The sequence below is a fragment of the Chryseobacterium sp. Y16C genome, assembly GCF_022488405.1.
Classification (GTDB): Bacteria; Bacteroidota; Bacteroidia; order Flavobacteriales; family Weeksellaceae; genus Chryseobacterium; species Chryseobacterium geocarposphaerae.
Genome location: NZ_CP092711.1, coordinates 135,510 through 160,906, shown reverse-complemented (window position 1 = coordinate 160,906; position 25,397 = coordinate 135,510). Strand labels below are relative to the sequence as shown.

General features: G+C 36.9%; 32 protein-coding genes. 11 read left to right on the top strand and 21 right to left on the bottom strand.

Going from position 1 to position 25,397, the window contains the following annotated elements:
- The first annotated feature begins 327 nt into the window (after positions 1-327).
- The 10 genes from MKS83_RS00730 to MKS83_RS00685 all read left to right on the top strand — a co-directional run bounded on the left by MKS83_RS00730 (position 328) and on the right by MKS83_RS00685 (position 6,375).
- Positions 328-924 carry a TetR/AcrR family transcriptional regulator gene (locus tag MKS83_RS00730; protein WP_240581533.1) on the top strand — a complete coding sequence of 199 codons (597 nt, stop codon included), beginning with the start codon at positions 328-330 and terminating at the stop codon, positions 922-924.
- A gap of 98 nt (positions 925-1,022) precedes the next feature.
- Positions 1,023-1,457, top strand: a complete 435-nt coding sequence (locus tag MKS83_RS00725; RefSeq protein WP_240581532.1) for a GNAT family N-acetyltransferase — start codon at positions 1,023-1,025, stop codon at positions 1,455-1,457.
- A gap of 52 nt (positions 1,458-1,509) precedes the next feature.
- Positions 1,510-1,965 (top strand): VOC family protein, encoded by a 456-nt coding sequence (locus tag MKS83_RS00720; RefSeq protein ID WP_240581531.1) that lies wholly within the window; start codon positions 1,510-1,512, stop codon positions 1,963-1,965.
- A 10-nt stretch (positions 1,966-1,975) separates the two neighbouring features.
- Positions 1,976-2,797 (top strand): class I SAM-dependent methyltransferase, encoded by an 822-nt coding sequence (locus tag MKS83_RS00715; protein WP_240581530.1) that lies wholly within the window; start codon positions 1,976-1,978, stop codon positions 2,795-2,797.
- A 47-nt stretch (positions 2,798-2,844) separates the two neighbouring features.
- A complete protein-coding gene (locus MKS83_RS00710; protein ID WP_240581529.1) occupies positions 2,845-3,489 on the top strand; it encodes an alpha/beta hydrolase in 645 nt (214 codons plus the stop codon).
- A gap of 10 nt (positions 3,490-3,499) precedes the next feature.
- Positions 3,500-4,039, top strand: a complete 540-nt coding sequence (locus MKS83_RS00705; RefSeq protein WP_240581528.1) for a DinB family protein — start codon at positions 3,500-3,502, stop codon at positions 4,037-4,039.
- A 119-nt stretch (positions 4,040-4,158) separates the two neighbouring features.
- Positions 4,159-4,569 (top strand): PaaI family thioesterase, encoded by a 411-nt coding sequence (locus tag MKS83_RS00700; protein WP_240581527.1) that lies wholly within the window; start codon positions 4,159-4,161, stop codon positions 4,567-4,569.
- 38 nt (positions 4,570-4,607) lie between these two features.
- Positions 4,608-5,456 carry an alpha/beta fold hydrolase gene (locus MKS83_RS00695; RefSeq protein ID WP_240581526.1) on the top strand — a complete coding sequence of 283 codons (849 nt, stop codon included), beginning with the start codon at positions 4,608-4,610 and terminating at the stop codon, positions 5,454-5,456.
- A gap of 18 nt (positions 5,457-5,474) precedes the next feature.
- Complete coding sequence (locus MKS83_RS00690) at positions 5,475-5,759, top strand: hypothetical protein (protein WP_240581525.1); 285 nt, start codon at positions 5,475-5,477, stop codon at positions 5,757-5,759.
- Positions 5,725-6,375 (top strand): MBL fold metallo-hydrolase, encoded by a 651-nt coding sequence (locus MKS83_RS00685; protein ID WP_240581524.1) that lies wholly within the window; start codon positions 5,725-5,727, stop codon positions 6,373-6,375. Before MKS83_RS00690 ends, MKS83_RS00685 begins: the two co-directional genes overlap by 35 nt.
- A 10-nt stretch (positions 6,376-6,385) precedes the next feature.
- Here the strand turns inward: MKS83_RS00685 and MKS83_RS00680 are convergent, their stop codons facing one another.
- From MKS83_RS00680 to MKS83_RS00660, 5 genes are all read right to left on the bottom strand, one after another.
- Positions 6,386-7,282 (bottom strand): alpha/beta fold hydrolase, encoded by an 897-nt coding sequence (locus tag MKS83_RS00680; protein WP_240581523.1) that lies wholly within the window; start codon positions 7,280-7,282, stop codon positions 6,386-6,388.
- Positions 7,283-7,292: 10 nt separating this feature from the next.
- A complete protein-coding gene (locus MKS83_RS00675; RefSeq protein WP_100375245.1) occupies positions 7,293-7,715 on the bottom strand; it encodes a DUF1330 domain-containing protein in 423 nt (140 codons plus the stop codon).
- Between the two features lies 1 nt (position 7,716).
- Positions 7,717-8,070: a GIY-YIG nuclease family protein gene (locus tag MKS83_RS00670; RefSeq protein ID WP_240581522.1), complete on the bottom strand. Its 354-nt coding sequence runs from the start codon at positions 8,068-8,070 to the stop codon at positions 7,717-7,719.
- Positions 8,071-8,075: 5 nt separating this feature from the next.
- A complete protein-coding gene (locus MKS83_RS00665) occupies positions 8,076-8,492 on the bottom strand; it encodes a MarR family winged helix-turn-helix transcriptional regulator (RefSeq protein ID WP_240581521.1) in 417 nt (138 codons plus the stop codon).
- 459 nt (positions 8,493-8,951) lie between these two features.
- On the bottom strand, positions 8,952-9,725 hold the full coding sequence (locus tag MKS83_RS00660) for an SDR family oxidoreductase (RefSeq protein ID WP_240581520.1): 774 nt from the start codon (positions 9,723-9,725) through the stop codon (positions 8,952-8,954).
- Positions 9,726-9,842: 117 nt separating this feature from the next.
- Here MKS83_RS00660 and MKS83_RS00655 point away from each other — a divergent pair, with 117 nt between their 5' ends.
- Positions 9,843-10,169 (top strand): winged helix-turn-helix transcriptional regulator, encoded by a 327-nt coding sequence (locus MKS83_RS00655; protein WP_240581519.1) that lies wholly within the window; start codon positions 9,843-9,845, stop codon positions 10,167-10,169.
- Positions 10,170-10,208: 39 nt separating this feature from the next.
- Here MKS83_RS00655 and MKS83_RS00650 read toward each other — a convergent pair whose 3' ends face one another.
- The 16 genes from MKS83_RS00650 to MKS83_RS00575 form a co-directional block, all read right to left on the bottom strand.
- The gene (locus tag MKS83_RS00650) at positions 10,209-11,060 is read right to left on the bottom strand and encodes a helix-turn-helix domain-containing protein (RefSeq protein WP_240581518.1); all 852 of its coding nucleotides are present in this window, start codon (positions 11,058-11,060) and stop codon (positions 10,209-10,211) included.
- 236 nt (positions 11,061-11,296) lie between these two features.
- Positions 11,297-11,794 (bottom strand): hypothetical protein, encoded by a 498-nt coding sequence (locus MKS83_RS00645; protein ID WP_240581517.1) that lies wholly within the window; start codon positions 11,792-11,794, stop codon positions 11,297-11,299.
- A 384-nt stretch (positions 11,795-12,178) separates the two neighbouring features.
- On the bottom strand, positions 12,179-12,916 hold the full coding sequence (locus MKS83_RS00640) for a hypothetical protein (protein WP_240581516.1): 738 nt from the start codon (positions 12,914-12,916) through the stop codon (positions 12,179-12,181).
- Between the two features lie 20 nt (positions 12,917-12,936).
- Complete coding sequence (locus MKS83_RS00635) at positions 12,937-13,887, bottom strand: bestrophin family protein (RefSeq protein ID WP_240581515.1); 951 nt, start codon at positions 13,885-13,887, stop codon at positions 12,937-12,939.
- 72 nt (positions 13,888-13,959) lie between these two features.
- Positions 13,960-14,625 carry a potassium channel family protein gene (locus tag MKS83_RS00630; RefSeq protein ID WP_240581514.1) on the bottom strand — a complete coding sequence of 222 codons (666 nt, stop codon included), beginning with the start codon at positions 14,623-14,625 and terminating at the stop codon, positions 13,960-13,962.
- A 51-nt stretch (positions 14,626-14,676) separates the two neighbouring features.
- Positions 14,677-15,105: a hypothetical protein gene (locus MKS83_RS00625; protein WP_240581513.1), complete on the bottom strand. Its 429-nt coding sequence runs from the start codon at positions 15,103-15,105 to the stop codon at positions 14,677-14,679.
- 13 nt (positions 15,106-15,118) lie between these two features.
- The gene (locus tag MKS83_RS00620; RefSeq protein ID WP_100375237.1) at positions 15,119-15,475 is read right to left on the bottom strand and encodes a DoxX family protein; all 357 of its coding nucleotides are present in this window, start codon (positions 15,473-15,475) and stop codon (positions 15,119-15,121) included.
- A 257-nt stretch (positions 15,476-15,732) separates the two neighbouring features.
- A complete protein-coding gene (locus MKS83_RS00615) occupies positions 15,733-16,101 on the bottom strand; it encodes a helix-turn-helix domain-containing protein (protein WP_240581511.1) in 369 nt (122 codons plus the stop codon).
- A gap of 335 nt (positions 16,102-16,436) precedes the next feature.
- Positions 16,437-17,042 carry a HEAT repeat domain-containing protein gene (locus MKS83_RS00610; protein WP_240581510.1) on the bottom strand — a complete coding sequence of 202 codons (606 nt, stop codon included), beginning with the start codon at positions 17,040-17,042 and terminating at the stop codon, positions 16,437-16,439.
- A gap of 41 nt (positions 17,043-17,083) precedes the next feature.
- Positions 17,084-17,182 carry an AraC family transcriptional regulator gene (locus MKS83_RS00605; protein WP_228424155.1) on the bottom strand — a complete coding sequence of 33 codons (99 nt, stop codon included), beginning with the start codon at positions 17,180-17,182 and terminating at the stop codon, positions 17,084-17,086.
- Positions 17,183-17,566: 384 nt separating this feature from the next.
- Positions 17,567-18,487 carry a helix-turn-helix domain-containing protein gene (locus MKS83_RS00600; RefSeq protein WP_240581509.1) on the bottom strand — a complete coding sequence of 307 codons (921 nt, stop codon included), beginning with the start codon at positions 18,485-18,487 and terminating at the stop codon, positions 17,567-17,569.
- Positions 18,488-18,517: 30 nt separating this feature from the next.
- On the bottom strand, positions 18,518-19,276 hold the full coding sequence (locus MKS83_RS00595; protein WP_240581508.1) for an SDR family NAD(P)-dependent oxidoreductase: 759 nt from the start codon (positions 19,274-19,276) through the stop codon (positions 18,518-18,520).
- Between the two features lie 476 nt (positions 19,277-19,752).
- Positions 19,753-20,661, bottom strand: a complete 909-nt coding sequence (locus MKS83_RS00590) for a carbohydrate kinase family protein (protein ID WP_240581507.1) — start codon at positions 20,659-20,661, stop codon at positions 19,753-19,755.
- Positions 20,662-20,664: 3 nt separating this feature from the next.
- A complete protein-coding gene (locus MKS83_RS00585; RefSeq protein ID WP_240581506.1) occupies positions 20,665-22,206 on the bottom strand; it encodes a glycoside hydrolase family 32 protein in 1,542 nt (513 codons plus the stop codon).
- A gap of 11 nt (positions 22,207-22,217) precedes the next feature.
- Positions 22,218-23,612, bottom strand: coding sequence for a DUF4960 domain-containing protein (locus MKS83_RS00580; protein WP_240581505.1), 1,395 nt, complete (start codon positions 23,610-23,612; stop codon positions 22,218-22,220).
- 12 nt (positions 23,613-23,624) lie between these two features.
- Positions 23,625-25,322 carry a RagB/SusD family nutrient uptake outer membrane protein gene (locus MKS83_RS00575; RefSeq protein WP_240581504.1) on the bottom strand — a complete coding sequence of 566 codons (1,698 nt, stop codon included), beginning with the start codon at positions 25,320-25,322 and terminating at the stop codon, positions 23,625-23,627.
- Positions 25,323-25,397 lie beyond the last annotated feature (75 nt).

Sequence of the window (25,397 nt, the reverse complement as noted above, 5' to 3'; positions counted from 1 at the left end):
AGGTTGGTTTAGCCAAAGATTAATATCTTCCATGTGATTGATACCCTTGTAATATTTTGGGTAAATATAGCAAAAATTTGTTCTTTTTGTAAGAAAACCACGCATTAAAGTCCGGTTTTCCCTAATGATTGTACAGCTTTCGTATTAACTTCTCCAAACAGTTTGCATTATATTTCGGTTCTCTAAAACATCCATTAATATATAGCACAATAGTCAGATAACGAATGATTAAATAGAAAAATCTTATTCATACAAATATTCTTCAAAAAAAAGACCGATCGTTTTATTTTTTTTAATAATTTTATCCCGTATTAAAATTTCTGCCTGATGAAAACGACTAAATCTGAAAATACCAAACGACTAATTATCGAAAAAACAGCATCAGTTTTTAATACGAAAGGCTATGCAGGTACCTCCATAAATGATTTAATGAATGCCACAGGACTTTCAAAAGGTTGCATTTATGGTAATTTCGAAAACAAAGACGAGATTGCCTTGAATGTTTTTGATCACAACTTCGGTAAGGTAACTCAGCATATGAAGGAGCGTATCTTAGCAACTGAAAACTCGATAGAACGACTGCTTGTTTACCCGCAAACCTATAAAAATTATTTCAGATATTCATTTCTACAGGCCGGATGTCCAATTTTAAATACTGCTACAGAGGTTGATGATACGCATCCTAAGCTAAAAGAACGAACACAAAAAGCATTGGTATTTTGGAAAACATCAATTGAAAACCAGATTAAACGAGGTATCGCAAGAAAAGAAATAAAGGAAGATACTGACCCTACTGAAATTGCAGTGATCATGATTTCAATGATCGAAGGAGCATTCATGCAGGCAAAGGTCAACAGCCATATGGCAGAGCTTAAAATCGCAATGTCATTCCTTGAAAGATTAATTAAGAATTTGAGCATATAATTTTTTTAAATTAAAAAAGACCGTCCGGTTTATTTCTATAAATATTATATTAAAAAACGAACAGAATATCATTAAATTTAAATATTACTTTTAAAGTTATGTCAATACAAATCAGGCCCGCAACCACCGGAGATTATCCTAGAATCATGGAAATTTGGGAATCCGCTGTAAGAGCGACTCACGACTTTTTGCTTGAAGAAGATCTTTCCTTCTTTAAACATGCTATTCCCAAGGATTATCTGCCCAATCTCGAAGTATACCTTTTTATACTGCAAAACCAACCGGTAGCATTTGCATCGGTATCAGAAGGAAGCTTAGAAATGCTGTTTGTTCACAATGGCTACCGTGGTAAAGGTTATGGAAAGAGCTTATTTCAATTTATGGATGAAACGAAAGGCATTACAAAGGTTGACGTCAATGAGCAAAATTATCAGGCCGTCGGATTTTATGAAAAATTAGGGTTCAGAAAAGCAGGAAGATCCGAAAAGGATGGCTCAGGTAAAGATTATCCGATTATTCATATGCTAAGATGAAATGGTCATAATTATCAAAATACTATGATTATTAATAATAAAATATATAAAAATGATTGAAGGATTATATGAAACACACATTCAAGTAAGCAACTTGGAAAAAGCAGTTCAGTTCTATACTCAAATTTTGGGACTTGAATTTGCACACTATGATGAAACCAGGCCGATTGCCTTTCTTTGGATCGGAGAAAATAAAAAGGCAATGCTCGGACTTTGGGAACAAGAAGGCAATCTCCATAAAAGACATTTTGCATTCAACTGTTCCAAAGATTTCATTTTAAAAGATGCAAATACTTTTTTAGAAAAAAATGGATTAAAGGCCTATAATTTTCTCAAAAATGGCAGCAATGAACCAATGGTTTTTGCCTGGATGCCCGCACTTGCTCTTTATTTCGACGATCCAGACGGAAATCAACTGGAGTTTATCCATATTCTGAACGGTAAAAGTCAGCCAGAACTTGGCGTACTCAGCTACGAGGAATGGCAAAAAATCAACTCACCTCATTAGATAAATACATATGAATGCAGAAGACAATTATTTGGAAATAAACAGGGAATCTTGGAATACCAGAACAGAAGCTCACATCAATTCTGATTTTTATAACCTGGATGCCTTTTTGAAGGGGAAAAACTCATTAAAAGATATAGAACTTAATTTACTTGGAGATTTGACAGGCAAATCCGTATTGCATTTACAGTGTCATTTCGGACAGGACAGTATCTCTTTAAGTCGCCTGGGAGCGGACGTAGTCGGCGTTGACCTTTCGGATGTAGCAATAGATCGGGCACGGGAACTGGCAAAACAGAGTAATGTTTCAACAACTTTTATCTGCAGCGATGTTTATGACCTGCCCAATCATTTGGATCGTCAGTTTGATATTGTCTTTACAAGTTACGGTACTATCGGCTGGCTTCCGGATCTGAATCGGTGGGCAAAGATCATTTCGAAATTCCTGAAACCCGACGGTACATTTGTGTTTGTAGAATTTCATCCGGTTGTCTGGATGTTCGATTCGGCGTTTAAAAAGATTGAATACAGATATTTTAATTCCGGAGCCATTATAGAAACTGAAAAAGGAACTTATGCAGATAAAGACGCGGAATTTGAAGTCAAATCAATTGGCTGGAACCACGGCTTAGCCGAAGTAATAAGTAGCTTGATGCAAAATGGTTTAGAAATAAATTCCATTGAAGAATTTGATTATTCACCCTACAATAATTTCAATAATTCAATTGAATTTGAACCTGGTAAGTTCAGGATTGCTCATCTGGGAGACAAAATCCCTATGGTGTATGCATTGACAGCCTCAAAAAACCATCTTGTAGATACGGAACAATAAAATTTTATATTGTTCTTAACTTAAAATACTCTGGTTATTCAAATTATATGTTTCTTAGATTAATAATTCTTTATCTGTCATTTCTTCCGTTTGCTACTAATGCTCAAAATAGCACTCAAAAAAAGTATGTATTTTTTTTGCATAATAAATTTTTGGAAGGACATTCGCTAAATGAATCCCATCCTAAATACGGACCAGCGGCTTATACAGCTATTTTAGAAAAGCTTCAATCCACAAATTTTGTCATACTCTCTGAAAAAAGAAAGCCTGACACTGACCCTAAGATGTACGCGAAAAAGGTGATCTTGAAAATTGAGAGCTTACATAACCATGGAGCTCCTTATGATCAAATTTCAATTGTCGGAACGTCTCAAGGAGGCGATATAGCTCAATATATATCCTATTATGCCAAAAATCCAGATTTGAAATTTGTTTTCATTGGTGCAAGCTTTAAAAATGATTCGATGAATGAAGATAAAAAGTTCAGGCTCTATGGTAAGATTTTATCGATTAATGAAAAAACCGACGTCGGCGCTGAACCATTATCAAGTCAACTTAGGTTTAAAAATTCTGATTTAAAATCTTTTAAAGAAATTACCCTCAACACAGGTCTGGAACACGGCTTTCTGTTCAGAGCATTAGATGAATGGATAATACCCACCAAAGCGTGGATCAATAGTAATAACCTTTAAATTTATACTAATGAAAGAAGTAAAGTCACAATCATTTGTCAGATGGTTCGATCGACAATTTGATTCAAACACAGGTTCGGAATATTTTAACGAATTTTTACAACAACTTGATCATTTTCCGGCTGTTCTAAATAAGCTCCTGAAAAGTTGTCCTATAGAGGTTTCAACCCGCAAAATGGGAGATAAATGGTCTGTCAATGAAAATATAGGACATTTAATCCTTTTAGAAGATCTATGGCGAATCCGTTTTAGAGATATAAAGGAAGGAAAACCAGATATGTCTCCTGCCGATTTAAACAATACAGCAACCGATGAGTCTTCTTTCAACAATATGTTGTTTGAAGAGCTTATTAAGAACCTGGCCAGCGAAAGACACAAAACAATTGCAATGCTTCAAAAAATGAGTGAAGAAGACTTGTTGAAGACAAGTATGCATCCAAGATTACATCAACCAATGAATATCATTGACCTGATGTATTTTGTTGCGGAACATGATTTGCACCATTTGTACACCATACAATCTATAATTGGAAGCATAGAAAACATATAATTTTTTAGCAAAAAAAAGACCGATTGGTTTATTTCATATAAATATAATACAACATAATGACAAAACTATCGATATTAGATTACCTAAATAAATTGATAAAAAGGGAAATCACAGATGACATGCATACACACATGCAATATCCGACACCGATATCAAAAACATTGGGGATACACATTGTTGAAGCCGGTTTAGGTACAGCTACTGTACAAATCAATGCTACAAAAGAAAAGCATAGTAACCAGCAGGGAACCATTCACGGAGGTCTGCTTTGTGAACTGGCAGACGCAGCCATCGGAACCGCACATTCTACTGTTGTTCAGGAAGGCGAAACTTTTACATCCGTAGAATTGAAAGTCAATTTTTACCGACCCGTTTTCGAGGATATACTCACTGCCACAGCATCACCCTTACAAAGTGGAAAAAACTTAAGCCATTATCAATGTGATATTTTTCGGAGTGATGGTAAAAAAGCCGCTATGATAACAAGTACGGTCATGACTTTAAGAGGTGATGAAGCGAAAGGACGGTAATACAGCTCTTATTATACAACATTATATACAAAAATATTATGAACAAAACGGTTTTTAAAAGCCCTGAAGGGAAAAATAAAATTATCCGTGCCTACGAAGATGCAATAAAAAGTACAGCATTCCATTTGAAAACAGATGTACTTAAAACAACTTATGGTGACACCTATTTTTTGGAGGCCGGAAGTCAGCACCAAGAAATTGTCATCTTACTGCATGGCGCGTCTTCTAATGCGACGTCATGGTTATCAGACATAGCCGAATATTCAAAACAATATAAAGTCATAGCAATAGATATTATCGGAGAGGCAGGAAAGAGCGCAGAAACCAGACCTTCTTATGAAACAAAAGACTTCGCGAAATGGCTAAAAGAGATTTTTGACAGGCTCAATATCAGTAAGGCAAATATCATTGGATTATCGCAAGGAGGATGGTTGGCATTACGCTTTGCAACAAGCTTTCCTGAATTAGTCGACCGGCTGATTTTGCTGACACCGGCGGGGGTAGTTCCTACTAAAACAACATTTATCATAAAAGCCATCCTCTATTCCCTTTTGGGAACAACTGGACGTATCAAGATTAATAGATTGGTCTTGGGAAGCCAGCGTGTGGATCAAAAAATTGTAGCATTTATGGATTTAATACAAACTAATTTTAATGCGAGGATAGAAAAAGAATATATTTTTTCAGATGATGAGCTCAGCCGTTTGACAATGCCTGTGTTATTCATCGGCGGAGAACAGGATGTAATCCGCTCTACTCAGGAGATTGAAGCGAGATTGCAAAACCTGGTGGCAGACTTTGCCACAATCACTATTCCGGAAATGGGACATGTTATGGCTAGATTAGCATCACGGATATTCCCTTTTTTAAGCAAGACCAAATGCTAATTTAATCGCAGTACCCTAATGAATATGCAAACCAACTACAGTCACCTCAAGATTCCATTTGATACCCTGGAAATCTATATTCTTTCCGATGGATATTTTGATATAGGATCATATCAACCCATTATTGCTACGGATGCAGTACCTGCAGATCTTCAAAAGGAGCTCAACCGACTGCACTTACCTGCCGATATCTACGAAGCTCCTATTAATGTGATGCTTATCCGAAAGAATGAACAATTAATACTCGTAGATACAGGAGAAGGCTTTTATGATAAAAAAAAATGCAGGAAAATTATTACATAGTCTGAAAAGTGCCGGATTCGGAGCCAGTGATATTTCAGACGTATTGATAACGCATGCTCATCGGGATCATATTGGGGGCATATTAACCGAAAATGATAATCTGGTATTTCCAAATGCAAGATTCTATATTTCACGGACTGAACTGGAATTCTGGTTTGCACAGCAGCCGAATTTCCCCAACAGCCGGAGGCCTGAGTTTGGACATGGTTCTGTTTCACTGGTTAAGCAGATATTAGGAGCCATTACCCACCGTTTAGAAATATTTGATGCAGGTGATGAATTATTTTCCTGTATTAAAACACAGGCAGCTCCCGGACATACTCCCGGACACATCATATTTACGGTTTATTCGGGTAAGCTATCCATTACGCATCTGGTTGATCTGGTTCATAGTACTGTATTGATCTCTAATCCGGTTTGGGGTACACAATGGGATGCTGATTTTTCTTTTGGGATCGACACCCGAAAAAATATACTGGAACAATGTCATAAACAAAAATCTGTGGTTTGTGCATCCCACCTTCCCTGGCCAGGAATAGGCTTTATCGAACGTGCCGATGATCAGTGGCAATGGACTCCTAAACCATATATTTCACCATTGCTACTTACATTTTGATCATGACTTTTCATTCAGTTTTAGCAATAAAATTTGAAATGTCTTTCACCAGTGACGGAAATAGTGAATCCGGGATAGCGTGTCCCATTCCTCTTTTTATGATCAGCTCACAGTAAGGAATAGTATTTTTTAAATCAACTGCATGTTCCATATTAAATAACGGATCTTCATCTCCATGTATCGTCAATGTGGGTACATGGAGACTAGTAAGAACATTTGAATCATATTGATAACTCAGCAGGGCAATGATCTGACGAAATGGCCTAACGAATGGAGACTTTCGGCTTTCGTCTTCGATAATTAACCAACGTTCTTTTTCTTCATTAAAACTATATTTATTTCCATAAATAGCTTTCATAAAATCAACTTTTTCATGTATATAAGCTTGCTTATTATCGTGAAAATTTGCAGTGCTGTTTGTCATTTTGCCTATCAATGCATCATCTGCCTTCGGAAGAGAAGGATTAAAGCTTGAAGACATCAATAAAGTCAGTGTCTGAGTCATTGCCGGATATCGTGATGCAAATAGCTGTGCTATGATGCCACCCATTGAACGCCCTACAATATTTGCGCTCCTGATGCCAAGTGAATGCAGCAAATCTTTTATATCATCTGCCATATCCAATAAAGAATAAGGGGCAGGATATTTTTCTGGATGCTGTAGAAAATCATTCAAAGAAAAGCTATAGCTGTCGTTGCTATCATAGGTAGTAAAAGTACTTTTTCCACAGTCTCTGTTGTCAAAGCAGATTACGCGAAATCCTTCTTCTGCAAGCATCTTAAGAAATGGCGCTTCCCAACGGGTCATCTGGGTATTAAGCCCGCTAACCAGTACAATGGTCTCATTATTTTCTGTGCCAAATATTTCATAATAGATGGTAGCATTTTTTAGCTCGATATATCCCATAAATAATTTACTACAATGTGATCTCTAAGGGTAAAAGTCTTGAATCCAATATGGCAGCGACACGATGACCCGTAATCTTCATATAATCCGGATTCTGCTCGAAAGCAAAAAAATCCGATACACTTCTTTGTCTAATCAACATACAGATATCCCACTGTTCGTCCTGAGGACCTATCAAAAAGCGGTCTCCTTTTCCAACAAAAAGAATCTCTCCACCACCCTGCTCTAGAAAAGGTTTGGCAAGGTCTATATAGAGCATAAAAGCTTCGTAACCCGAAATTTCGCTGGCAGGTGCAATTTCAGGAAACCCGGAATAATCAGCAATTTCCTTTAAATGTATCAGATTTAAATTTACGATTGACCCTTGAATATTTTTTAACATAAGATCCCGGCCGGCTTCGTAGGTTGGATATAAATAGGTTTTGCTTTCCATATCAGTATATATTTTTTGTTTTACTTTGCTCCTCCTTCAGATCATTACTCGCTTTCAGCACCTTCTTTTTATAGTCAACGATTTTGTTCTCCTCCCATGGAACAATGATTGCATTTTCAAAAACGAAACTCTTCTCTCCCAGCCGGATCCAATCGTCCTGTAAACTCCTGTTATCAAATTGTCCGTTGTTCAGCTCAAACCGGATTCTATTAGAAAGTGCTTTTAAATTAGTACTCTCTTTAATAAATATTTTATTTTCCGAATTATTCAGAATAGTCAATACACCCATTAACGGTTTCATCTCTAAAAACTCAGCGTTTAATTTCTTTCTGTACTTTTTGTCCATACTCTTCATTAAATTTAAAGATCACCCCCTAAGATTTTCAATTGTCCGGCGAAAGCACTTAGATCTTCCGTTACAATTCCTTCTAACAGCTTTTTGGATATGTATCCCGCTGTAGTGGTAGCTTCTGTAAAAATTCTTTCTCCGGCAGAAGTGAGTTTTACATAACTCACCCTCGCATCCCTATCACTATTTTCTTTTTCTACAAGTCCCATTTTTTCCATTGGTAAAATAATCCGCGTAATGCCAGAAGCGGTTAAACCTGTATTCTCAGCCAGATCAATTCTTTTTAATCGGTTACCAGGTGCATTACTTAAAATATACAGGATCATATAGTCAGTAAGGCTAATACCATGCAGACTTAAACCGTCAAATTTTTTTGTAATGACAGATTGAACCTTTAAAATATTCAGAATTGTACTTATTTCTTTCATTTTATATTTGTAATATATTTGATTAGTCAAGTATTTTGCAAATATATGCATTTTCTTTGTTCTCGAAATAGTTATAGGCTAAATAATTTGAGCTATATAAATATTATATACGCTTGCTTGTGAATAATTCTGGAGATTAACCTGATATACTAAAGATTATTTTGTGGAAATATATCTGAGAAAAGTCTTTGTGGAGAAGTAAGTTAGTGGCGATCCATTAGTAAAAAAGTAGACAATGGAAAATTGAATTGGTTACTGTGGAAAGAATGGGAACGGATTCTTTTCCTATGAAAGAGCAAAAAACTCTAGATATAGCAACCCATTTGCATTTAATTTTACATAAAAAATAGCAACATAGTAAAAAATGCAAATGAGTAAGCTATTATAATACCCTAATGAGAATCCAAAGTGCTGTTACTAAATTAGATACAATTTAAAAAATATTATTACTAGGAATTACTATAAAATTGCCATTGCTCCTCCATCAATCCTATAGTTTGCTCCGGTAATGTATTTTGCTTCCGGGGAAACCAAAAAACTCACAAGTGATGCCACCTCTTCCGGCTCGCCCATTCTGCTCAATGGAAGGTCTCCTATTTCATTTTTTATAGATTTGAAAGCTGCATCAAAAGAGATACCTCCTTTTTCTGCAATGTCAGCAATAAAACTTTCCATCAGAGGTGTTTTAACCATACCCGGAGATACCGCATTAACACGTACACCCTGCGATCCCAATTCGCTTGCCAAAGCTTTTGTATATGCATTTAAAGCTGCCTTTGAGGCTGAATACGACATAGTCATATTCCAAAGCGGCTGCACTGCTGCCCCAGTAGATATATTAATAATCACACCTTCATTCTGTGATATCAGACTTGGTATAAGCGCCTTATTCACTCTCACAGCGGACATAAGGTTCAACTCAATCTCGTTGCTCCAATCTTCGTCACTAAGGGTACTATATCCACCTCCAGGACTTGTATTGGCACCAGCATTATTTATCACAATATCAACCTTTCCAAACTTTTCCAAGATTTCTTCAGCAATAAACTGGGCAGTTTGCGGCTTAGTCAGATCACCAGCTATAAAATAATGTGCTATTTCTTCATCCGGCTTGGTGCGGGCTGTTACGACAACCTGTGCACCATCACGCGCAAGCTTATCAGCAATTGCTTTTCCGATACCTTTTGTTCCGCCTGTAACAAGCGCAATTTTTCCTTTTAATAAATTTTCCATAATGTTAAAATTGAAATATTATGTTGCAAATCTAAACCCAATACTTTACATTTGAAAGTAGTTACACAAATGTAAAGTAATACCAAAAAGTAAAGCCATACAGAAAATCAAAACGTTATGAACAAAAAAAATTCTGAAAAAATTTCAGGGAAATGTGTGATACAGGAAATTTTAGATATTATTGGTGGAAAATGGTCAATGTCAATCATTTTTGCCCTTCTACATGGTACCAAAAGATTTAATGAGCTTCAAAAATTAGTAACCAACATTAATACGCGTATGCTGGTAAAAGAATTAAAGAATATGGAAGAAAACGGAATAGTTATACGACAAGTCTTTGCCACAGTTCCTCCTACCGTGGAGTATACTCTCACAGAAAAAGGAAGAAAGTTGGAACCCAGTCTTGCAGAGCTGCTTAAGTGGGGAGAAGAATTTGTGAATTAGTTTAATTTCTGATACAGATTTTTTATATAAGAAATACCGTTACTCTTCTCTTAACTTTAACCGGTAATTTGTAGGAGATTGCTGATACCTTTCGTGAAAACTTTTAGTAAAATTTGCAAGATCGTTAAATCCACAGTCAAATGCAATATCCGTAATCCGTTCACGGGTAGCTATGAGGAGTTCTGCAGCCCTTTCAAGTCTTTTGGATCTAATATAATTGGCAGGCGAATCATCATATAATTTTTTAAATTCCCTTTTAAAAGACGAAATGCTCAGATTTGTTTTCTGTGCCAGTTCTTCGATTCCTAACTGCAGAAACAGATTGGCTTCAATAATCTGTTTGAAGGAATAAGTCGTTGATGAGAAAAGCTGTGAAAGTATAACCTGAATATTTTCAGCGTCCTGAGTTTGAGACAGTAAGAGGATTATTTCCTTAAGCTTCAAAATCAGAATTTCATCGTTTACCAAAGAGGGATTTTCAAAATAAAAAAGCAGGCCTTCTATGTATTTTTGAATAAGAAAATCATTATTGATTCTCTTTTTATTTTGGTTGGTGACCTGATTATTGGGCTTAAAGATCGTGGGAATCTCCTTATCATATACTTTTTTAAGGATGTCCGGATGAAAGGTAACAATGATGATTTCACCATCACTATCCGAATTGTTATTTTGTATCTGCTGGCCGGAAACCATGCAGTTAAGTAATAATGAGCGTTTATCTTCTATTTTCAGTTGATCATCTTCTGATTGATATTCCATTTCACCCCGCAACATATAAAGAAAGCAAGCCTGCTCTGCAACCGGAAAAGCAAATTGAAAAGGTGGTTTAAAATCCACTTTCTGAATCAGTGTTTTTCCGAATAGATCAAATTTTTTATAGTCTGTAACCATAAGAACTGCTTAGATTTTAAATGATTGGCCACATTAAATTCTTTTCTTCGTCTACAAAAGTAAAAGGCAAAGACGACTAAAAGAACTCAAAGAACCATATCAAATTTTCCTATAGGCTAAGATATAACTTATTTTATACCGTTATAAGTTGAATCCGCTCAAAAGCCTTATTACCTAGTGTAGATAAAAAAGCACTCATAATAGCGATAAAGTTCAGACCGAACCCAATATTACCCTTAAAAAGTAATATAATTTTTGTTTATCCTCTTTTGCTTTCTAAACTGCAATATCGAACCAATAATAAACAGAACGAGGATAAAAAGTATAGTTGTTCCGATTATTGGGTCTTTTGGTCCTGATGCTATAGGATTTCCAACTGGTACCCGGCTAAGGGTTTCGTTAACGGTTGGTATTAAGGACAGAAAAAAACTGAAAGACAGAAAAAAATTTTCTATTAAACGGTAACCGTTATTCCCCTTCTTTCTTACATATAGAAAATAGGCTACAGATATCAAAATCACGATAAGTAAAGCCAGAATATGTCCTGGATTAACCCCTTTCACACTTGATAAACCTAAAGCTGTCAAAGAGGAAATCAACGTGAAATAAAAATACACTTTCCCTGCTAGTGTGTCTAGATTTATTTTACCACTTTTAATCAAGGAAATAATTGCTGAAATAATTGCTACAATTCCGATCACGGTATGAAAAATACCCAAATTTGATAAACCCATAATTTTAATTTTTTAATTATAAACTTTCTATTGATGGTTCAAAATTGCAAATTAAAAATCCTTAGCTTTTTGTAAATTGGTTCAATAATTTGGTAATATAGCTCACACCAATCTCAGCCATTATTAATAGGAGGACATTATTCTTTATCATATTCCCAAACTTATTTATACTTGATATATCGTTTGGGAACTGAGACTAATTCTTTTGATTTTGAAATAAATAGGATTTGCCCCGGTGTGATTACTAGGGATTTGTAACCTAGCGAAGCATCTTTTGATTTATTTTTATGAATATATTGTTAGGATTAAAATAAATAATAATTTTTGAGCTCTTTAGAATTCAGCTTTTGACAATATCCTTTAGCTACTTGGATACATATTAACTTAAGAATAATATTCTGCCATTAAACTTTTTCGCTGTTGTGTTTCCAAATTAATATAATCGAATTTCTTATATTGACAGAAAGATCCCATGTCTTTATCTCCGTTGATAAAAATAGCACCTACCAAAATCACATATTTACAGGGATAATTGGTTTCTTTTACCAACACTTCTATTCTTTCATCAATAGCTTCGTACATGACTTCCGTTGCCTCAAATATTTGATTTTCTGAAGTAAGTATTCTTTCTTTCTGATGAAGAAAGATCTGCTCAATGGTATTCATCTGGAAGTCCAGTGAAGTGATGTTCCCTTCAATAATTTGTCCTGACGAAAGCTTTCCCAATGCTCCTTTCGCAGCACCACAGCATGCCGAATTACCACTCTGCCCTATTCTGCTTATTTCTCCAATAGTACCATCCTTTGTAATGCCAATATGTGGCGCATAAAATATGATAACAGCACCGTCTTCCGGAACATGATGTGCAAAAGCATTCATCCCTGTAATCCCAGCGAAAGGAAAACCGTCCAATCCTCCTAAATGAAACGGGCCCAACATTTCATAAGCTCTTGGTGGATATTGTATGGCATTGACATCATCGCAGCACATACTGTCTGCATGCATCAATTGATTAGGTTTTAAACCTATATACTTTTCAATAGTGTCTAATAGCCGGTTAACGGTATCAATAGAAGTTAAGGCTTTAGGATACCACTTTCTGACAGATTCTAAATGTTCCATAATTTACTTGTATTTATATTTTACATTAAAATATTATTCTGTGCCACTATTGCTGGTGGCAGATCTTTTTCACCCAACATTTCACGAAGGTCAATTTCAATATTTCTGCTTATCTGGGTAATAGGAATATCATTGGCATTACCCTCAAATGGGTTTTCCGTACTTTCGCCGATCTGTTCCAAAACTAAAAATACCCATCCCAGCAATACACTGAAAGGAATAGCAAGCCAAATTATATTATCCCCGAATTTTTCAGTCATCTTGGAAAATTCACCTATGAAGCCCAATGGCATTAGAAGACACAGGGCATTGGTAAAATATAAATTGATGCTCGAAAACTGTCTCGGGTAAGGAAAGTTTTTAAGACGTTCGCATTTCCCTTGCTGGTCGTACAATTCTTTGAGCTGATTCTCAAGGGCAACATAATTGTAATCTGATATTTTGTTTTCCTCATTCAGTTTTTTTAGTTGGGAAGATTGGGAACTTATGATTTGTGTTGCGTGGTTTTTTGTTGATAAAATGTATTGGAGTTCTTCTTCACTAAGAAATCCCGCCAGTTCTTCATTCAAACTACTTTCCCATTCCGGAACGTTGTAATATTGAAGATATTCCCGATTATAACTTTTGGTTTTCACGTTCTCCCAACTTTTAATTTCTCTAAGCTGAAAGCGTAGTGCGGTGAGCCACGCAAAATGTCGATAAATAATTTCCTGATGCAGTTGTTTTTCAAGAATTTTGTCTTCTGAACGGATAAAATCTTTTACCATAATTCCAAAAGCCCGGCTACTGTTAATGATAGCACCATACACCTGCCGCGCTTCCCAGGTCCGGTTATAGGTCTGAGTATTTTTGAACCCCGAAATGAATGCCGTGGCTGTTCCCAGCAAAGCCACCGGAACCCAGGGAATTGCCAGCCACTTCCAGTCCAGAAAATAAAACAACAACGTCGGGATTATACTTAATAAAAGCATTTTATATATTTTAGACCTTGTCCAGGGAATAAAATGCTTAAGCTTGTAATGAGAACTTATATTCATATTGATTTAATTTTTTGAGGAAAATTTACTGATAAGGATACCAACCAAAACTACCGTATAAAATTGCCCTGCAACACCTATAAATGCTGTAATTAATTTGGTAGTATGTGTACCTGGTGTGATATCCCCAAAACCAATGCTGGTAAAGGTTATAGAGCAAAAATATACCAGGTCAATATATATGCTTGCTGGTGAAGAGACATCTATTCCTTTAAAAGACAAAGGATTATAATATTCAAATGTTTGTAATAAGAATACCGAAATCTCTATTAATAAAAAATAACCGCATGCTGATGCTGAAATAATATCGCTATTAATATATCCCGGTTTTAGTAGAAACCGAAGCAATTCTACAAACAGGAATCCAAAAAAAACGACATAATTGATATTAAGGAAAGTAAAATACCATGGTATATCTTTAAAAAAAGGAATACCAATAGGTAGAAGCAATACAAGAATGAAATGAAAGTTCCTAAACCAGTGTCTCCATGTATGTTTTCCCGTAAACATGAAGATGCTTCCCAATCCTAATATAAGCATATTGGCAGGCCAAATAATCCTCGTATAGAACTCAAGATCAGTAAGGATTATGCCAACAAATAAATGCTGAAGCAATGCAAAAAGTAATAATTCGTATTTTTTATTTTGAAGAAATGCTATTATTTTATTCACCGGAGTAGAAAATGTCAGAATTGTTTCAATATATAATGAATAAACTACAAGCTATTTAGCCTGTCCAATATCGAGCCTGTAAACTTTACCATCAGCACCAATGCTAAACTTAAAATAAGTTTTAAAATCGCCCCAGCTTTCTGTATGGAAATTTCCCGTAATATCTTTTCCTTCATTTTCCACCGTTTCTATGCTCGTAAATCTTTCGTGTCCGCAGGCTTCTTTGACAAAGCTTTGGAAATTGCGGGGACTTCCGTCATCATAAAGCTTAGCCTCTGCGGTAAAGCAAGACAGAAAAGTTTTGCTGTCACCATTTTGCCAGGCATCGAAAGCGGCCTTCACAGTTTCATTTGTAAGTTTGTTCGTGTTCATTTTTTGTGTTTTTTTAATTGTTGTTGTTTCCGTTTTCTGAGTTTTTGATTGTCCACACGCTATGAGCGAACAAACCGCAAAGGCTGTAATGAATACTATCTTAATCATTGAAATTTGCTGTTTATAATGCTCCATCTTTTAATGGGTGCTGTAAATAGATAATAATCAGGTTCAGCAATAGAAATGGTAATTCTATTGCCATTCCTTTCAAATCTCTATCCAACAAGTGAAAACTGATAATCAATAAAATACCAGCAGCCATTAAGAAGTTTCCCCAAACAAAGGTTTTCGGGAAAATAATGAGTAGTGCACTTAGCATCGTTGTAGCTCCGATAACCATCAAGCCTGTTTTACTGATGTTCCATTTGCTAAACATTGCTATCATCTCTGGTTTGCCCGAAAGCATCGCCCATCCTTGTTTAAGGCCCATAAATATGGCAACAAGTATTAATGCAGAATTAATAATTTTTAGTATCATATTGTGTTTTTAAAAGGTTTTACCTATGGCTACAGAATACAAATTGTCTTGTCTATATATTGAATTCTGTTCATCTAATTTAATAATTTTTGAATAACCCAGCTCAATAAATAGTTTTTTAAGCCTGCCTCCAGCGATCAAAACAACTTTTCCTTTTTAAATCATGTGTTGACATTGTATAATTTTAAGATTACAATACAAAATTCAACATTCCGGATTATATCTATATGGTGAACTTTTCGGAAGATGGTAGGTTTTCAGAAATTCTTCTGCCTAAAATCACCAGGAGTGATGCCAGTCCATTTTTTGAAGAATTTGGAGAAGTTTGAAGGGTCATAGGTTAATATTTCTGCAATTTTTGCAATGGACAACTGGTAATTGACAAGCATTTCCTTTGCCCTTTCAATGATTTTTAGATCATAGAAGTAACATGGATGATTTCCCATTTCCTGCTGTAATACGTCTGTTAAATGGGTATGGGATATAGCCAGTTCCGATGCAATCTTGTTGATTTCTAGAAATTCTGTATTGCGACCATTAACCACATCATCTATATGTTTGTCCAGGAAGGCCAGATAGTTTTCACAAATTTCCTTGCTTCGTGTTATATTTTCATCGATATCCATAAAACTATTAATGTTAATAGACTTAAAAGTACAAATAATATTTTCCTTTGGATTAGTCAAGACACAAAATTTTACCTTAGCTCGACAGGACTTTACTCAAATATTTATTAGAAGATATCGATGATATAATAATTGTAATCAACTACTTAAAATAGATATCTTTGAGAAGTTATGATCGGATAAATTTACATTGAATTCGAATAAAACTAAATTCAAATTGTGACCGGGTACTGCCATTTTAATTTTTTAATTTGCTACTCATCCCCTTTTCACCAAAGATGTAGCTTCTAAAGTTTACAGCTACAGTATTAAAATCTTCTCCGAAACAGATCTCATCAGTGCCTTTTAAGCACATAATCGTAGGTAAAGGCAATCCTCTTATCCTGAAGATCCCATTTTGCTATTTCCATTCTGACCAGTTCTCCATACTTTTTGCTGATATCCCTTAACGAATTTCCGACCGATTTCCGAAGGTACTCACTATCGTTGGCTTTATGCCGGCTAATGAGATCAATAGCCACTTCAGGATGCGTTTTAAAATAAGGCCGTCCCGTCCATATTCTTAATCCTTCTGTAACAGCACGGCAAACATTGGGATGCTCATCACTGAGCCATGCCTTGATTTCGGGGAGTGAATTTTCATAGCCATTATCTTTACAGTATTGATCAAATGCTTTTGCAATAATTTCCTGCACCTGCCAACTTTCATCCGACCGTGCGGCATTCTTTAGTAAATGCAGCACTGTATTATCTTTGACTGTAATAAATCCCAAGATAAAGATGGCACAACACCGGACTTGGTAAAACTCACTTCGAAGCATATCGACAGCTATTGCTTTTGACTCCGATAAACTTTGATTGTCAACTATTTTTTGAGCTTCCGCTTCAAATGATTTGAAGCCATGCTCCACTGCAGTCAGTTTCTGTATAAGCACATTCATTATCCTTGTTTTTATGCAATTTACAATTAACCTATAACAAATTATCCAATACTTTGGTTCAACATGCTATAAGCCTTTGGTTTCATGCCAATATACCGTTCAAATATGCGGGTAAAATGGCTAAGATTTTCAAATCCCATCAAATAGCCGAAGGTAACTAAAGTATTTAAATCATTACATACGAGTAATTAAACCGCTAAATCATTATTACTGTTTAAAGAGCTAAAACTCGCCGCAATATATTTTCGGTTTGATTATGACTCTTTCTTCAACTCGAATATCTTTTTTCTGATAGATATTGCTTGTATAGATACTCCATGATGACAGATTTTAGTTCTTTCTGAGACAATTTGGATCCAGAAATTGTAAAACATGAAAAGCTTTAAAATAGGATAATCTTGACAGAAATTTCGTTTAATAAATAGAATCTAAGCCCTTTTTTTACATAAAGTCTTCTAAATAGGGTAAAAATCATTTTCCTGACCAAACAGCGGTACATTTAAGAAAATTATTATCATGATTAACTAATTTTTTAACGAAGACTTAAAATCAATGGGACTTTGATTGGTTTTACTTTTAAATAATCTACTAAAAGACTGTGAATGTTCAAAACCAAGCTCATAAGCAATCTGGCTGACAGATAGATCTGTTATCGATAATTTTTCCTTTGCCTTTTCTATAAGTCTGGCTTGTATATGCTGCTGGGCATTTTGCCCGGTCAGGTTGCGGAGCATATCACTTAAATAACTGGGAGAAAGATGCAGTTCATCTGCAAGATATTGAACGGTCGGAATACCGTTAATTAAGGATTTTTCAGCATTGAAATAATCATCAAGAAGAGCTTCCATTTTTTGTAACAAACTGTTATTAAAAGCTTTTCGTGTCAGGAACTGTCGTTTGTAGAAACGATTACTGTAATTCAGCAATGATTCAATTTGTGAAATGATGACATCCTGGCTAAAGTCGTCCAACCTGTCTTTCAACTCATTATCTATATTTTTAAAAATTGTAATAATAGTTTCCTTTTCCTTTGCCGACAAATGCAGAGCTTCATTTGCAGAATAAGAAAAAAAGCCATAACGCTTGATCGTTGTTGCAAGAGGATAGGTCAGTAAAAAATCAGGGTGAATGATCAAGGTATACCCTGAATGATCATCGTTATTATCACTGTTGGAGGTTACCTGATTAGGTGAAACAAAAAACAATCCGCCGTCGTCAAAATCATAATATTGCTGACCGTATTTTATTTTTCCTTTCAGATTCTGTTTTAATGATATTTTATAAAAAACAGAAGTATGATGACCAGGCAAATGGCTTACCTGCAATTGATTATAACTGTTATCAATCAGGCTTATCAACGGATGCAAAGGCTTAGGCAGCCCGAGCATCCGATGTAAATCTATTAAAGAATGATAATGATAAGGTATTTTAGGATCCTGTTTCATTAGATAAATTTAGTAAATTCTCTTTGTTTGTTACCAAGGAATTTCACCTGTTTCAAGATTGTTGTCTACACAGAAGAATTTGCCCGTAGGTCCATCATTGTCTATAAGGGTATAACGGAGAATATGCTCTGCGCCCACTTCTACAGTGCTTGTACCCAAATGGTGATTAAAATCGGTAGCAGTAGATGGTGGACTGACGGCATTTACTTTAAAGTTTGTATCACGCAGCTCATATGCCAAAGCAATGGTATACATGTTCAACGCTGATTTTGAGGACTGATACACCGCTCCTTTTGCATTGTAATATTTATAAGATGGATCACTGTGCAACGTCAGTGAACCCTGGCTTGAACTTACATTTGTAATACGGGGTTCTGTGGAACGCTCCAATAAGTCAAAAAACGTCTGAGTAGTCCTGATAACTCCAAAGACATTTACTTCATAGACTTCTTTAAATTTATCTACACCTGTCCTGATCGCAGAGTGCATGACAGGCGTATTACCATTAAATTCTATCCCGTTTATCCCTGCGTTATTTATTAAAATATCCAAATAATCTGTTGAACGACCGATTTCAATACGTGCCGCATTCACAGACTCCTGATCAGTGACATCCAGTTGTATGGCTTTAATATTTTTCAAACCTTGTTCTTTCAGTTTCTTTACTGCATCTAAACCGTTTTGCAGATATCGGCTGCCGATAAAAATATAATATCCTTTTTTGGCAAGCTGTTTTGCCATTTCAAAACCAATCCCTTTATTGGCTCCTGTAATCAATACTTTTTTCATTTTTTCTTTGTTAAAATTGAATAACAAAAGTGGGAATCTGAAAAATTCTTGATGTAACTGTATCGCAGTATTTTGTAACAGAATTCTGGTATAACGATATTTTATCTGTCGATTAATAAAACCGGTATGTATATCTTCATATTAAGGAACTCAGAAGTTTCCGCCTATCTTCTTTTGTTTACAATATTGATAACTCCTTAATGATATATCGTCATATCCGTTTATAGATTAGTTGTATAAAATATGAGGGCATTTCACTAAAAGTATTTGTACCAATTACGAGTACTTCATTTAGTTCTTAAGTTGCAAAAATATCGATGTTAATAATTGATGACATTCACCCACCGTCTATAAAGGTTACGTCATTTATTCCAGATAAATAAAAATGATAAGGGATTCTGCCGAATTCGCAAATAACACCAACTGTCTTTAGTTGGTGTCATTTTTATTGTCATTTTGAATGCTTAAGAGTTCTCTCAAACCCTTTCCTTTATAAACTCTTCAATCTCTTCATTCCGAAGTTTCGGATTGGCTCCCGAATAACTCGCCACCAAAGCACCAACCGCACTCGCAAAATCCAGTGCCGTTTCAGGATTTTTATCTGATAACAATCGGGCAATCAAACTCGCCAGAAACGAATCCCCTGCTCCAACCGTATCGGCCACTTTCACAGGATAGCCACCGTGACTGTAAAACTTGTTGTTCCAGAGTAATATTGAGCCGTGTTTTCCCAAAGTAACACAGACAGAACCTGTATTTGTCTTTTCTGAAATGAAACGGATGTTTTCTTCCAGATCATCCGATTTAAAACCTAACTCAGCAGCAATTTCCAGGATTTCTTCATCATTAAATTTAATGAAATCGGCTTTATTCATCAATTCTTCCAGAAGCCCAATGTGGTAGAAAGGTTTTCTCAGATTAACATCAAAAACCTTGAACATTCCAGGGTTGGAATCCAGTAGCCTGAAAAGCGTGTTTCTTGAAGCATCATTCCTGCAGACAAGGCTTCCGTAAAAAAAGACATCGGCATTTTTAACGATATTCAAAGTATCATTATTAATTTCAATAAAATCCCAGGCAGACGGAAATTTGATTTCATAAGTTGCAGAACCACGCTCGTTCAATGTTACCTGGACAATGCCCGTATCATAATCTTGTGTCGTAATAATTCCTCTGGTATCAAGCTGATTTTCCCGGACGTAGTCACAAATTATTTTTCCATCCTCATCATTTCCAACAGCACTTATCATCGCCACCGGAAATCCGAAAGACGCCGTTCTCAGTGCCAGATTGAGCGGAGCACCGCCAATTTTCTTTTCTTCTCCAAACACATCGAAGAGCACCTCTCCGAAACTGACTGCATTTATTTTTTTATTAAGGAACATTAATTAAGGATTTTTGACATTAATATTACTGAATGAACTGTCTGCAGTACCAAAAATACTCCATTTTTTGTTAACAACATCATATACACGATTGCTGAACGCCAACTTATCATTCACATAAACCACACAAACATCATTGCTGATGAAAACCGTTACATTATAGTTGGTTCCCGAGATTCCGGACAAAGGATAAGCATTGGCAAAATCCTCACTTCCGCCGTTCATTACATAACTCGCCATTCTGTTGGAAGAAGGTTCGAACGAAATTTTAAAACCATTCTTTCCGTCATTGTCCTGCGCCAGAATCAATCCTGATTTCCCGTTAGCAGAAATATTCAATGTAAAGCTGATCTGATTGGCCTTCTGAAGTTTCCCGAACATTACCTGGGAATTCGCAGAAAGGTTAAAGCTATTCCCGTTCTGAGAAGCATTACCTGTAATCTTATCTACGGAAAGCGGAGCATTTTGTCCAAATACAGATTGCAAGGTAGAAACAGGTTTCACCGCCAACGTTCCATCCGGATTCTGAACTAATTGATGTGCTACGAGATTTCCCGCCCAGTCTTTTCCACCTGTGTTGCTTTCAGGAACTTTTCTTGCTGTCCAGCCCACCAAATAACGGTTGGTATTGTCCGAAACGGTCTTTGCAGCGTAGAGATAAGAGCCATCCAACCGGTCATTTACAGGTGTAGTCCACGGTCCGTTTGGTGAAGTTCCAATTCTGTAATGTGTTCCGGTATTGTTACTCCAGTTTTCGGAGAAAACAAGATACCAGTAATTGCCCATTTTGAAAAGGTCCGGACATTCCAGCATAATGTAATTTTCTGAAGAAGTTGTCGTGTAAATCGGATTTTCCACCGTCCAGTTTCCGCTGGCAGGATTGGTTGTGGTAAATTTAAGAACAACTGCTTTTTTAGCCGAAGTCTGTGCAGAAACCAGCATCCAGTATTTTCCATCTTCAGTATTGAAGAAAACGTGCGGGTCTCGGAATTCATAATCATAATAGCCAGCCGGAGCAGTGATCTTAAAATTTTTCACTTTCGTCCAGTTTTTCATATCAGTACTTGTTGCCAAAAGCACACTTTCCCTCGGATTTCCCGCTAAAAACGAAGCAATCTCATTATGCCCCGTATAATAGTAATAATACGTATTCCCGACTTTCACCAGACTTCCTGTTCCCACACCAAAATCCGGTTCAGAAGCTGTTCCGTAAGGAATTTGTCTCCCTTGATAAGTAAAATCCTTGAAATCGGTCGTCTCAAAGCTGTGAATATCGTGAAATCCTTCGCCTGCAGGTTTAGTTTTAGCATCGTGCAGGAAGAAAAGATGAAATTTTCCGTTTTCGTAATACGGCATTACATCACCAACATAACCTGCTGTGTAATAAGGATTAGTGTTTCCCATCCATTGATTAGGCGGTTGCGGAAAGATATTCGTCTGTCTGAAAATATCATCCGGATTCACATCGGCCACCGAATCATGATTCTGGCAGGAATAAGTTGCCAAAGCCATCACAGCGGCTAAATATATTTTTCTGATTGTCATTGATTCTGATATTAATGCGTTACAAGATAATTAAGGCTGTTCTCCGTAATTTTTTTGACGTTATCCAAAAATCCGTTCGGCTGGCTTGGTGTTCCGTTCGAGGTTTCGTTGTACCAGTCATAAGCACCCATTGAGATAGTGATACACTTTTTATTGGCAGTTCCTCCCGGAAATTCTGCCACGGCAACACGTCCGTCCAGTGTGTTATCCCAGGCTTCACTGGCAAGATTATTTCCTCCTGTCTGCGTTCTCCATCCGGCTCCGTTAACATAGCCGCCCCAATCCGGCAAGAACCACCACGCAGTATGATTCAGTCTGAATGTTCCTTTCTGAAGGAAATTGGCTTTCCCGGATTCGTAGGTCAGGAGTCCATCAAAAACGGGGTGCGCTTCGTTACCTTTGAAGGAAATTCCCCAATCGTTGTTCGCATCTACAAACCCATTCGGTAAGAAATCCCCGAAAACATTATTCGGACCTTTTCCGGAAGGCACAATTCCCAAAGCATCCACATATTGAGCAGCAAATCCCGTTAAAAGAATATTTCCGCCCGCATTCAGATAGGTTTTGATTTTAGAGGTGACGTTTGCATTTAGCGCATCACCCGGCAAAGCGGTAGCCGAGTCAAAATGCCACCAAATCACATTGATGCCCGTAAGGTTAGCTGCACCACTCACCACATCTGCCATTGAAACATAAACTGCTCCGGAAAATTTTCCGAAAAGCCAGTCGGAAGCTGCAATTTCATCAGGATTGGTAAGACCTGTTCTGGTTGCTGCCGTTCCGAGGAATGCCACTGTTGGACCAGAAATCGGAGTGGTTACTTTTGCCGTGTAGATTTCAGTCAGATTTGCATTGGAAACGGTAAACTGTACAGGGCTGCTGAAATTAATCGTAGTTCCAGATGCAGGATTGATGCTCACACCGCTTGCCATTTCTATTACAGGCGGCAAGGCAGTAAGATTCGTTCCTTCCGGCATTGTGAGTGAAATCGTTTTGCTGGAATGGTTGATAGTTGCCGATAATCCGTTAATTTTAAAACTGATAATCGGAACCTGAGCCTGAACCGTCACCTGATAATCTTTATAAATATTACCATTCTTCACTCTGAATTTGACAGGCTGCGAAAAATCAATTACAGTTCCCGAAGCCGGGGAAATCACTGCACCTTGCGGAATTTCTATTATTGGCGATAAAGCTTTCACGCTCGTTCCGTAAGGCAGCGTTACCATGATTTTATCATTTTTATTGTCAATGTCTCCAGAAACGCCGTTTACTTTAAAGGAAGACACATTCACCGAAACATCCGTTACCAGTCCGTCTTCCATATTGTTGTCGCAGGACCATACCAATATTGCGGAAACCAGCAATAAAATGAATATCTGAAATTTATTAAATATTGTTTTCATAAATCTTTAGTTTTAATAACCGTTATTTTGCTTGTACAATCCCTGGCTGAAATTGATCTGAGCCAATGGAATCGGACAATATTCTTCAATTCCGTGGTCAAATCCTGCCTGAGAGTAGTAAGATCTTTTCGTTTTTTCTCCGGAATAATAGGTATTCATCGTACCTGCTGCGGTTCCCCATCTCACAAGGTCGAAGAAACGGCTGCCTTCCATTGCAAATTCCATTCTGCGCTCCCATCTCAAGGCTTTTCTTGCAAAATCCTGATTCCAAGTACAGTTCACACCCGGTTCATATTTGCTGATAAGGTTGTTTGAAGTATAACTTCCGGTCAAAACGGTACTGTTCGCCGCACGTTGTCTCACCTGATTAATTAAAGGCAACGCCTCGTTGATCTGTCCAAGCTCTATTAAAGCTTCTGCCTTCATCAACAATACATCGGAATAACGGATAATGATCCTGTTTTTAGAATTGGCATAAAACGGGTCTACATTCACCGTACAACCACATCCTACGGGTACATTTTCCTTTAACGAAGCATAATAACCATACGTTCCCGGGCTCCTGTTCCAGCTTTCCTGATAGATTTTGTTTTCCTCGTATTTCCAAGGCAATCCCGGCAAAGCAACCGTGTGGTAAAGTCTTGGATCTACTTTGTAATTATTGAGCTGATTGTAATTCAAATCCGTATCATTATACGTATCAAACATTGGCAAACCTTGTGGCGTTGTCTTGAAAGCGTTCACCAGATTCTGACTTGGTTTGTGGAAATCGCAGCATCCCAAACCTTGCGGCAGAGAAAGCACATCCCCGTAATTCAGTCTTCCGAAAAGCGTTCCGTCATTGTCGGAATATTGAATTGAGAAAACCGATTCCGGACCATTCTCGTGCGTTCCCGGAAGAAAATTGTACCCGAAATCTGATTCCAGAGTATAATTTCCGATCACCTGATTAGCTGCGTCAATGGATTTCTGAAGCGTTGCCGGATTAATCTGAGTCACCGTATAATTGTCGTCCTGCTCATAAGCCTGATACAATCTCACTTTTGCCAAATATGCATAAGCCGCACTTTTCTTTGGCCTTCCGACTTCGGATTGCGTTGACGGCAAATTGGCAGCAGCATCTTCAAAATTGGAAGCGATGGCGTCCCACAGTTGCTGGTCGGTTTTCGCACGGTTGGAGATTTTCGGGTAATCATCAATCGGTGTATTTTCATCTACGTAAGGCACATATTTGAAAAGGATTTTCAACATAAAATAAAAATGTCCTCTCACGAATTTCATCTCGGCAATACGTTTTTTCTTGTTTGGGTATTGCGCTTCAGAAAGCTGGTTAAGCGCTGCAATTGCTTTGTTGCATCTTCCGATTCCCACATAATGCAGATACCAGAGACGGTCCAATTCACCAAAATCCGAACGGATATTGTTGGAAATTTCAAAAAAATGGAATGCCTGAATATCATTAGTTCCGCTTCCGCCTTTGTAAGCATCGTCCGAACGCACATTTCCGTATGGCCAAAGGCTGAAAGGTGTGTCGTAATGGTCGTTTCCAAGTGCTGCATAAGCTGCTATCACAAAACCATCCACATTTTCAGGCGTTACAACATCGGCCTCGGAAAGCACGCCTCTTGGCTCATTGTCCAAAAAATCGTTGCAGGAAGTTGTTCCCAACAGAAATGCACAGGCAGCTGTTAATAGTATATATTTTTTCATTGTTTTAATATTATTCTTGATTTTTTTGTCTCTCGCTGATTTCGCAAATCGAGCAGATTTTTTTAATCAGTTTCA

Bases quoted from the DNA above. Each gene is read 5' to 3' on its own strand.
- MKS83_RS00670 (WP_240581522.1), bottom strand. From the start codon at position 8,070: ATGAAGAGTATGGACAAAAAGTACAGAAAGAAATTAAACGCTGAGTTT.
- MKS83_RS00715 (WP_240581530.1), top strand. From the start codon at position 1,976: ATGAATGCAGAAGACAATTATTTGGAAATAAACAGGGAATCTTGGAAT.
- MKS83_RS00635 (WP_240581515.1), bottom strand. From the start codon at position 13,887: ATGCTTTTATTAAGTATAATCCCGACGTTGTTGTTTTATTTTCTGGAC.
- MKS83_RS00675 (WP_100375245.1), bottom strand. From the start codon at position 7,715: ATGGAAAGCAAAACCTATTTATATCCAACCTACGAAGCCGGCCGGGAT.
- MKS83_RS00710 (WP_240581529.1), top strand. From the start codon at position 2,845: ATGTTTCTTAGATTAATAATTCTTTATCTGTCATTTCTTCCGTTTGCT.
- MKS83_RS00625 (WP_240581513.1), bottom strand. From the start codon at position 15,105: ATGATTAAGATAGTATTCATTACAGCCTTTGCGGTTTGTTCGCTCATA.
- MKS83_RS00585 (WP_240581506.1), bottom strand. From the start codon at position 22,206: ATGACAATCAGAAAAATATATTTAGCCGCTGTGATGGCTTTGGCAACT.
- MKS83_RS00655 (WP_240581519.1), top strand. From the start codon at position 9,843: ATGAACAAAAAAAATTCTGAAAAAATTTCAGGGAAATGTGTGATACAG.
- MKS83_RS00590 (WP_240581507.1), bottom strand. From the start codon at position 20,661: ATGTTCCTTAATAAAAAAATAAATGCAGTCAGTTTCGGAGAGGTGCTC.
- MKS83_RS00605 (WP_228424155.1), bottom strand. From the start codon at position 17,182: ATGGGATTTGAAAATCTTAGCCATTTTACCCGCATATTTGAACGGTAT.
- MKS83_RS00725 (WP_240581532.1), top strand. From the start codon at position 1,023: ATGTCAATACAAATCAGGCCCGCAACCACCGGAGATTATCCTAGAATC.
- MKS83_RS00580 (WP_240581505.1), bottom strand. From the start codon at position 23,612: ATGAAAACAATATTTAATAAATTTCAGATATTCATTTTATTGCTGGTT.
- MKS83_RS00660 (WP_240581520.1), bottom strand. From the start codon at position 9,725: ATGGAAAATTTATTAAAAGGAAAAATTGCGCTTGTTACAGGCGGAACA.
- MKS83_RS00705 (WP_240581528.1), top strand. From the start codon at position 3,500: ATGAAAGAAGTAAAGTCACAATCATTTGTCAGATGGTTCGATCGACAA.
- MKS83_RS00665 (WP_240581521.1), bottom strand. From the start codon at position 8,492: ATGAAAGAAATAAGTACAATTCTGAATATTTTAAAGGTTCAATCTGTC.
- MKS83_RS00685 (WP_240581524.1), top strand. From the start codon at position 5,725: ATGATAAAAAAAAATGCAGGAAAATTATTACATAGTCTGAAAAGTGCC.
- MKS83_RS00690 (WP_240581525.1), top strand. From the start codon at position 5,475: ATGAATATGCAAACCAACTACAGTCACCTCAAGATTCCATTTGATACC.
- MKS83_RS00615 (WP_240581511.1), bottom strand. From the start codon at position 16,101: ATGGATATCGATGAAAATATAACACGAAGCAAGGAAATTTGTGAAAAC.
- MKS83_RS00730 (WP_240581533.1), top strand. From the start codon at position 328: ATGAAAACGACTAAATCTGAAAATACCAAACGACTAATTATCGAAAAA.
- MKS83_RS00650 (WP_240581518.1), bottom strand. From the start codon at position 11,060: ATGGTTACAGACTATAAAAAATTTGATCTATTCGGAAAAACACTGATT.
- MKS83_RS00720 (WP_240581531.1), top strand. From the start codon at position 1,510: ATGATTGAAGGATTATATGAAACACACATTCAAGTAAGCAACTTGGAA.
- MKS83_RS00600 (WP_240581509.1), bottom strand. From the start codon at position 18,487: ATGAAACAGGATCCTAAAATACCTTATCATTATCATTCTTTAATAGAT.
- MKS83_RS00575 (WP_240581504.1), bottom strand. From the start codon at position 25,322: ATGAAAAAATATATACTATTAACAGCTGCCTGTGCATTTCTGTTGGGA.
- MKS83_RS00595 (WP_240581508.1), bottom strand. From the start codon at position 19,276: ATGAAAAAAGTATTGATTACAGGAGCCAATAAAGGGATTGGTTTTGAA.
- MKS83_RS00680 (WP_240581523.1), bottom strand. From the start codon at position 7,282: ATGGGATATATCGAGCTAAAAAATGCTACCATCTATTATGAAATATTT.
- MKS83_RS00620 (WP_100375237.1), bottom strand. From the start codon at position 15,475: ATGATACTAAAAATTATTAATTCTGCATTAATACTTGTTGCCATATTT.
- MKS83_RS00645 (WP_240581517.1), bottom strand. From the start codon at position 11,794: ATGGGTTTATCAAATTTGGGTATTTTTCATACCGTGATCGGAATTGTA.
- MKS83_RS00640 (WP_240581516.1), bottom strand. From the start codon at position 12,916: ATGGAACATTTAGAATCTGTCAGAAAGTGGTATCCTAAAGCCTTAACT.
- MKS83_RS00695 (WP_240581526.1), top strand. From the start codon at position 4,608: ATGAACAAAACGGTTTTTAAAAGCCCTGAAGGGAAAAATAAAATTATC.
- MKS83_RS00610 (WP_240581510.1), bottom strand. From the start codon at position 17,042: ATGAATGTGCTTATACAGAAACTGACTGCAGTGGAGCATGGCTTCAAA.
- MKS83_RS00700 (WP_240581527.1), top strand. From the start codon at position 4,159: ATGCATACACACATGCAATATCCGACACCGATATCAAAAACATTGGGG.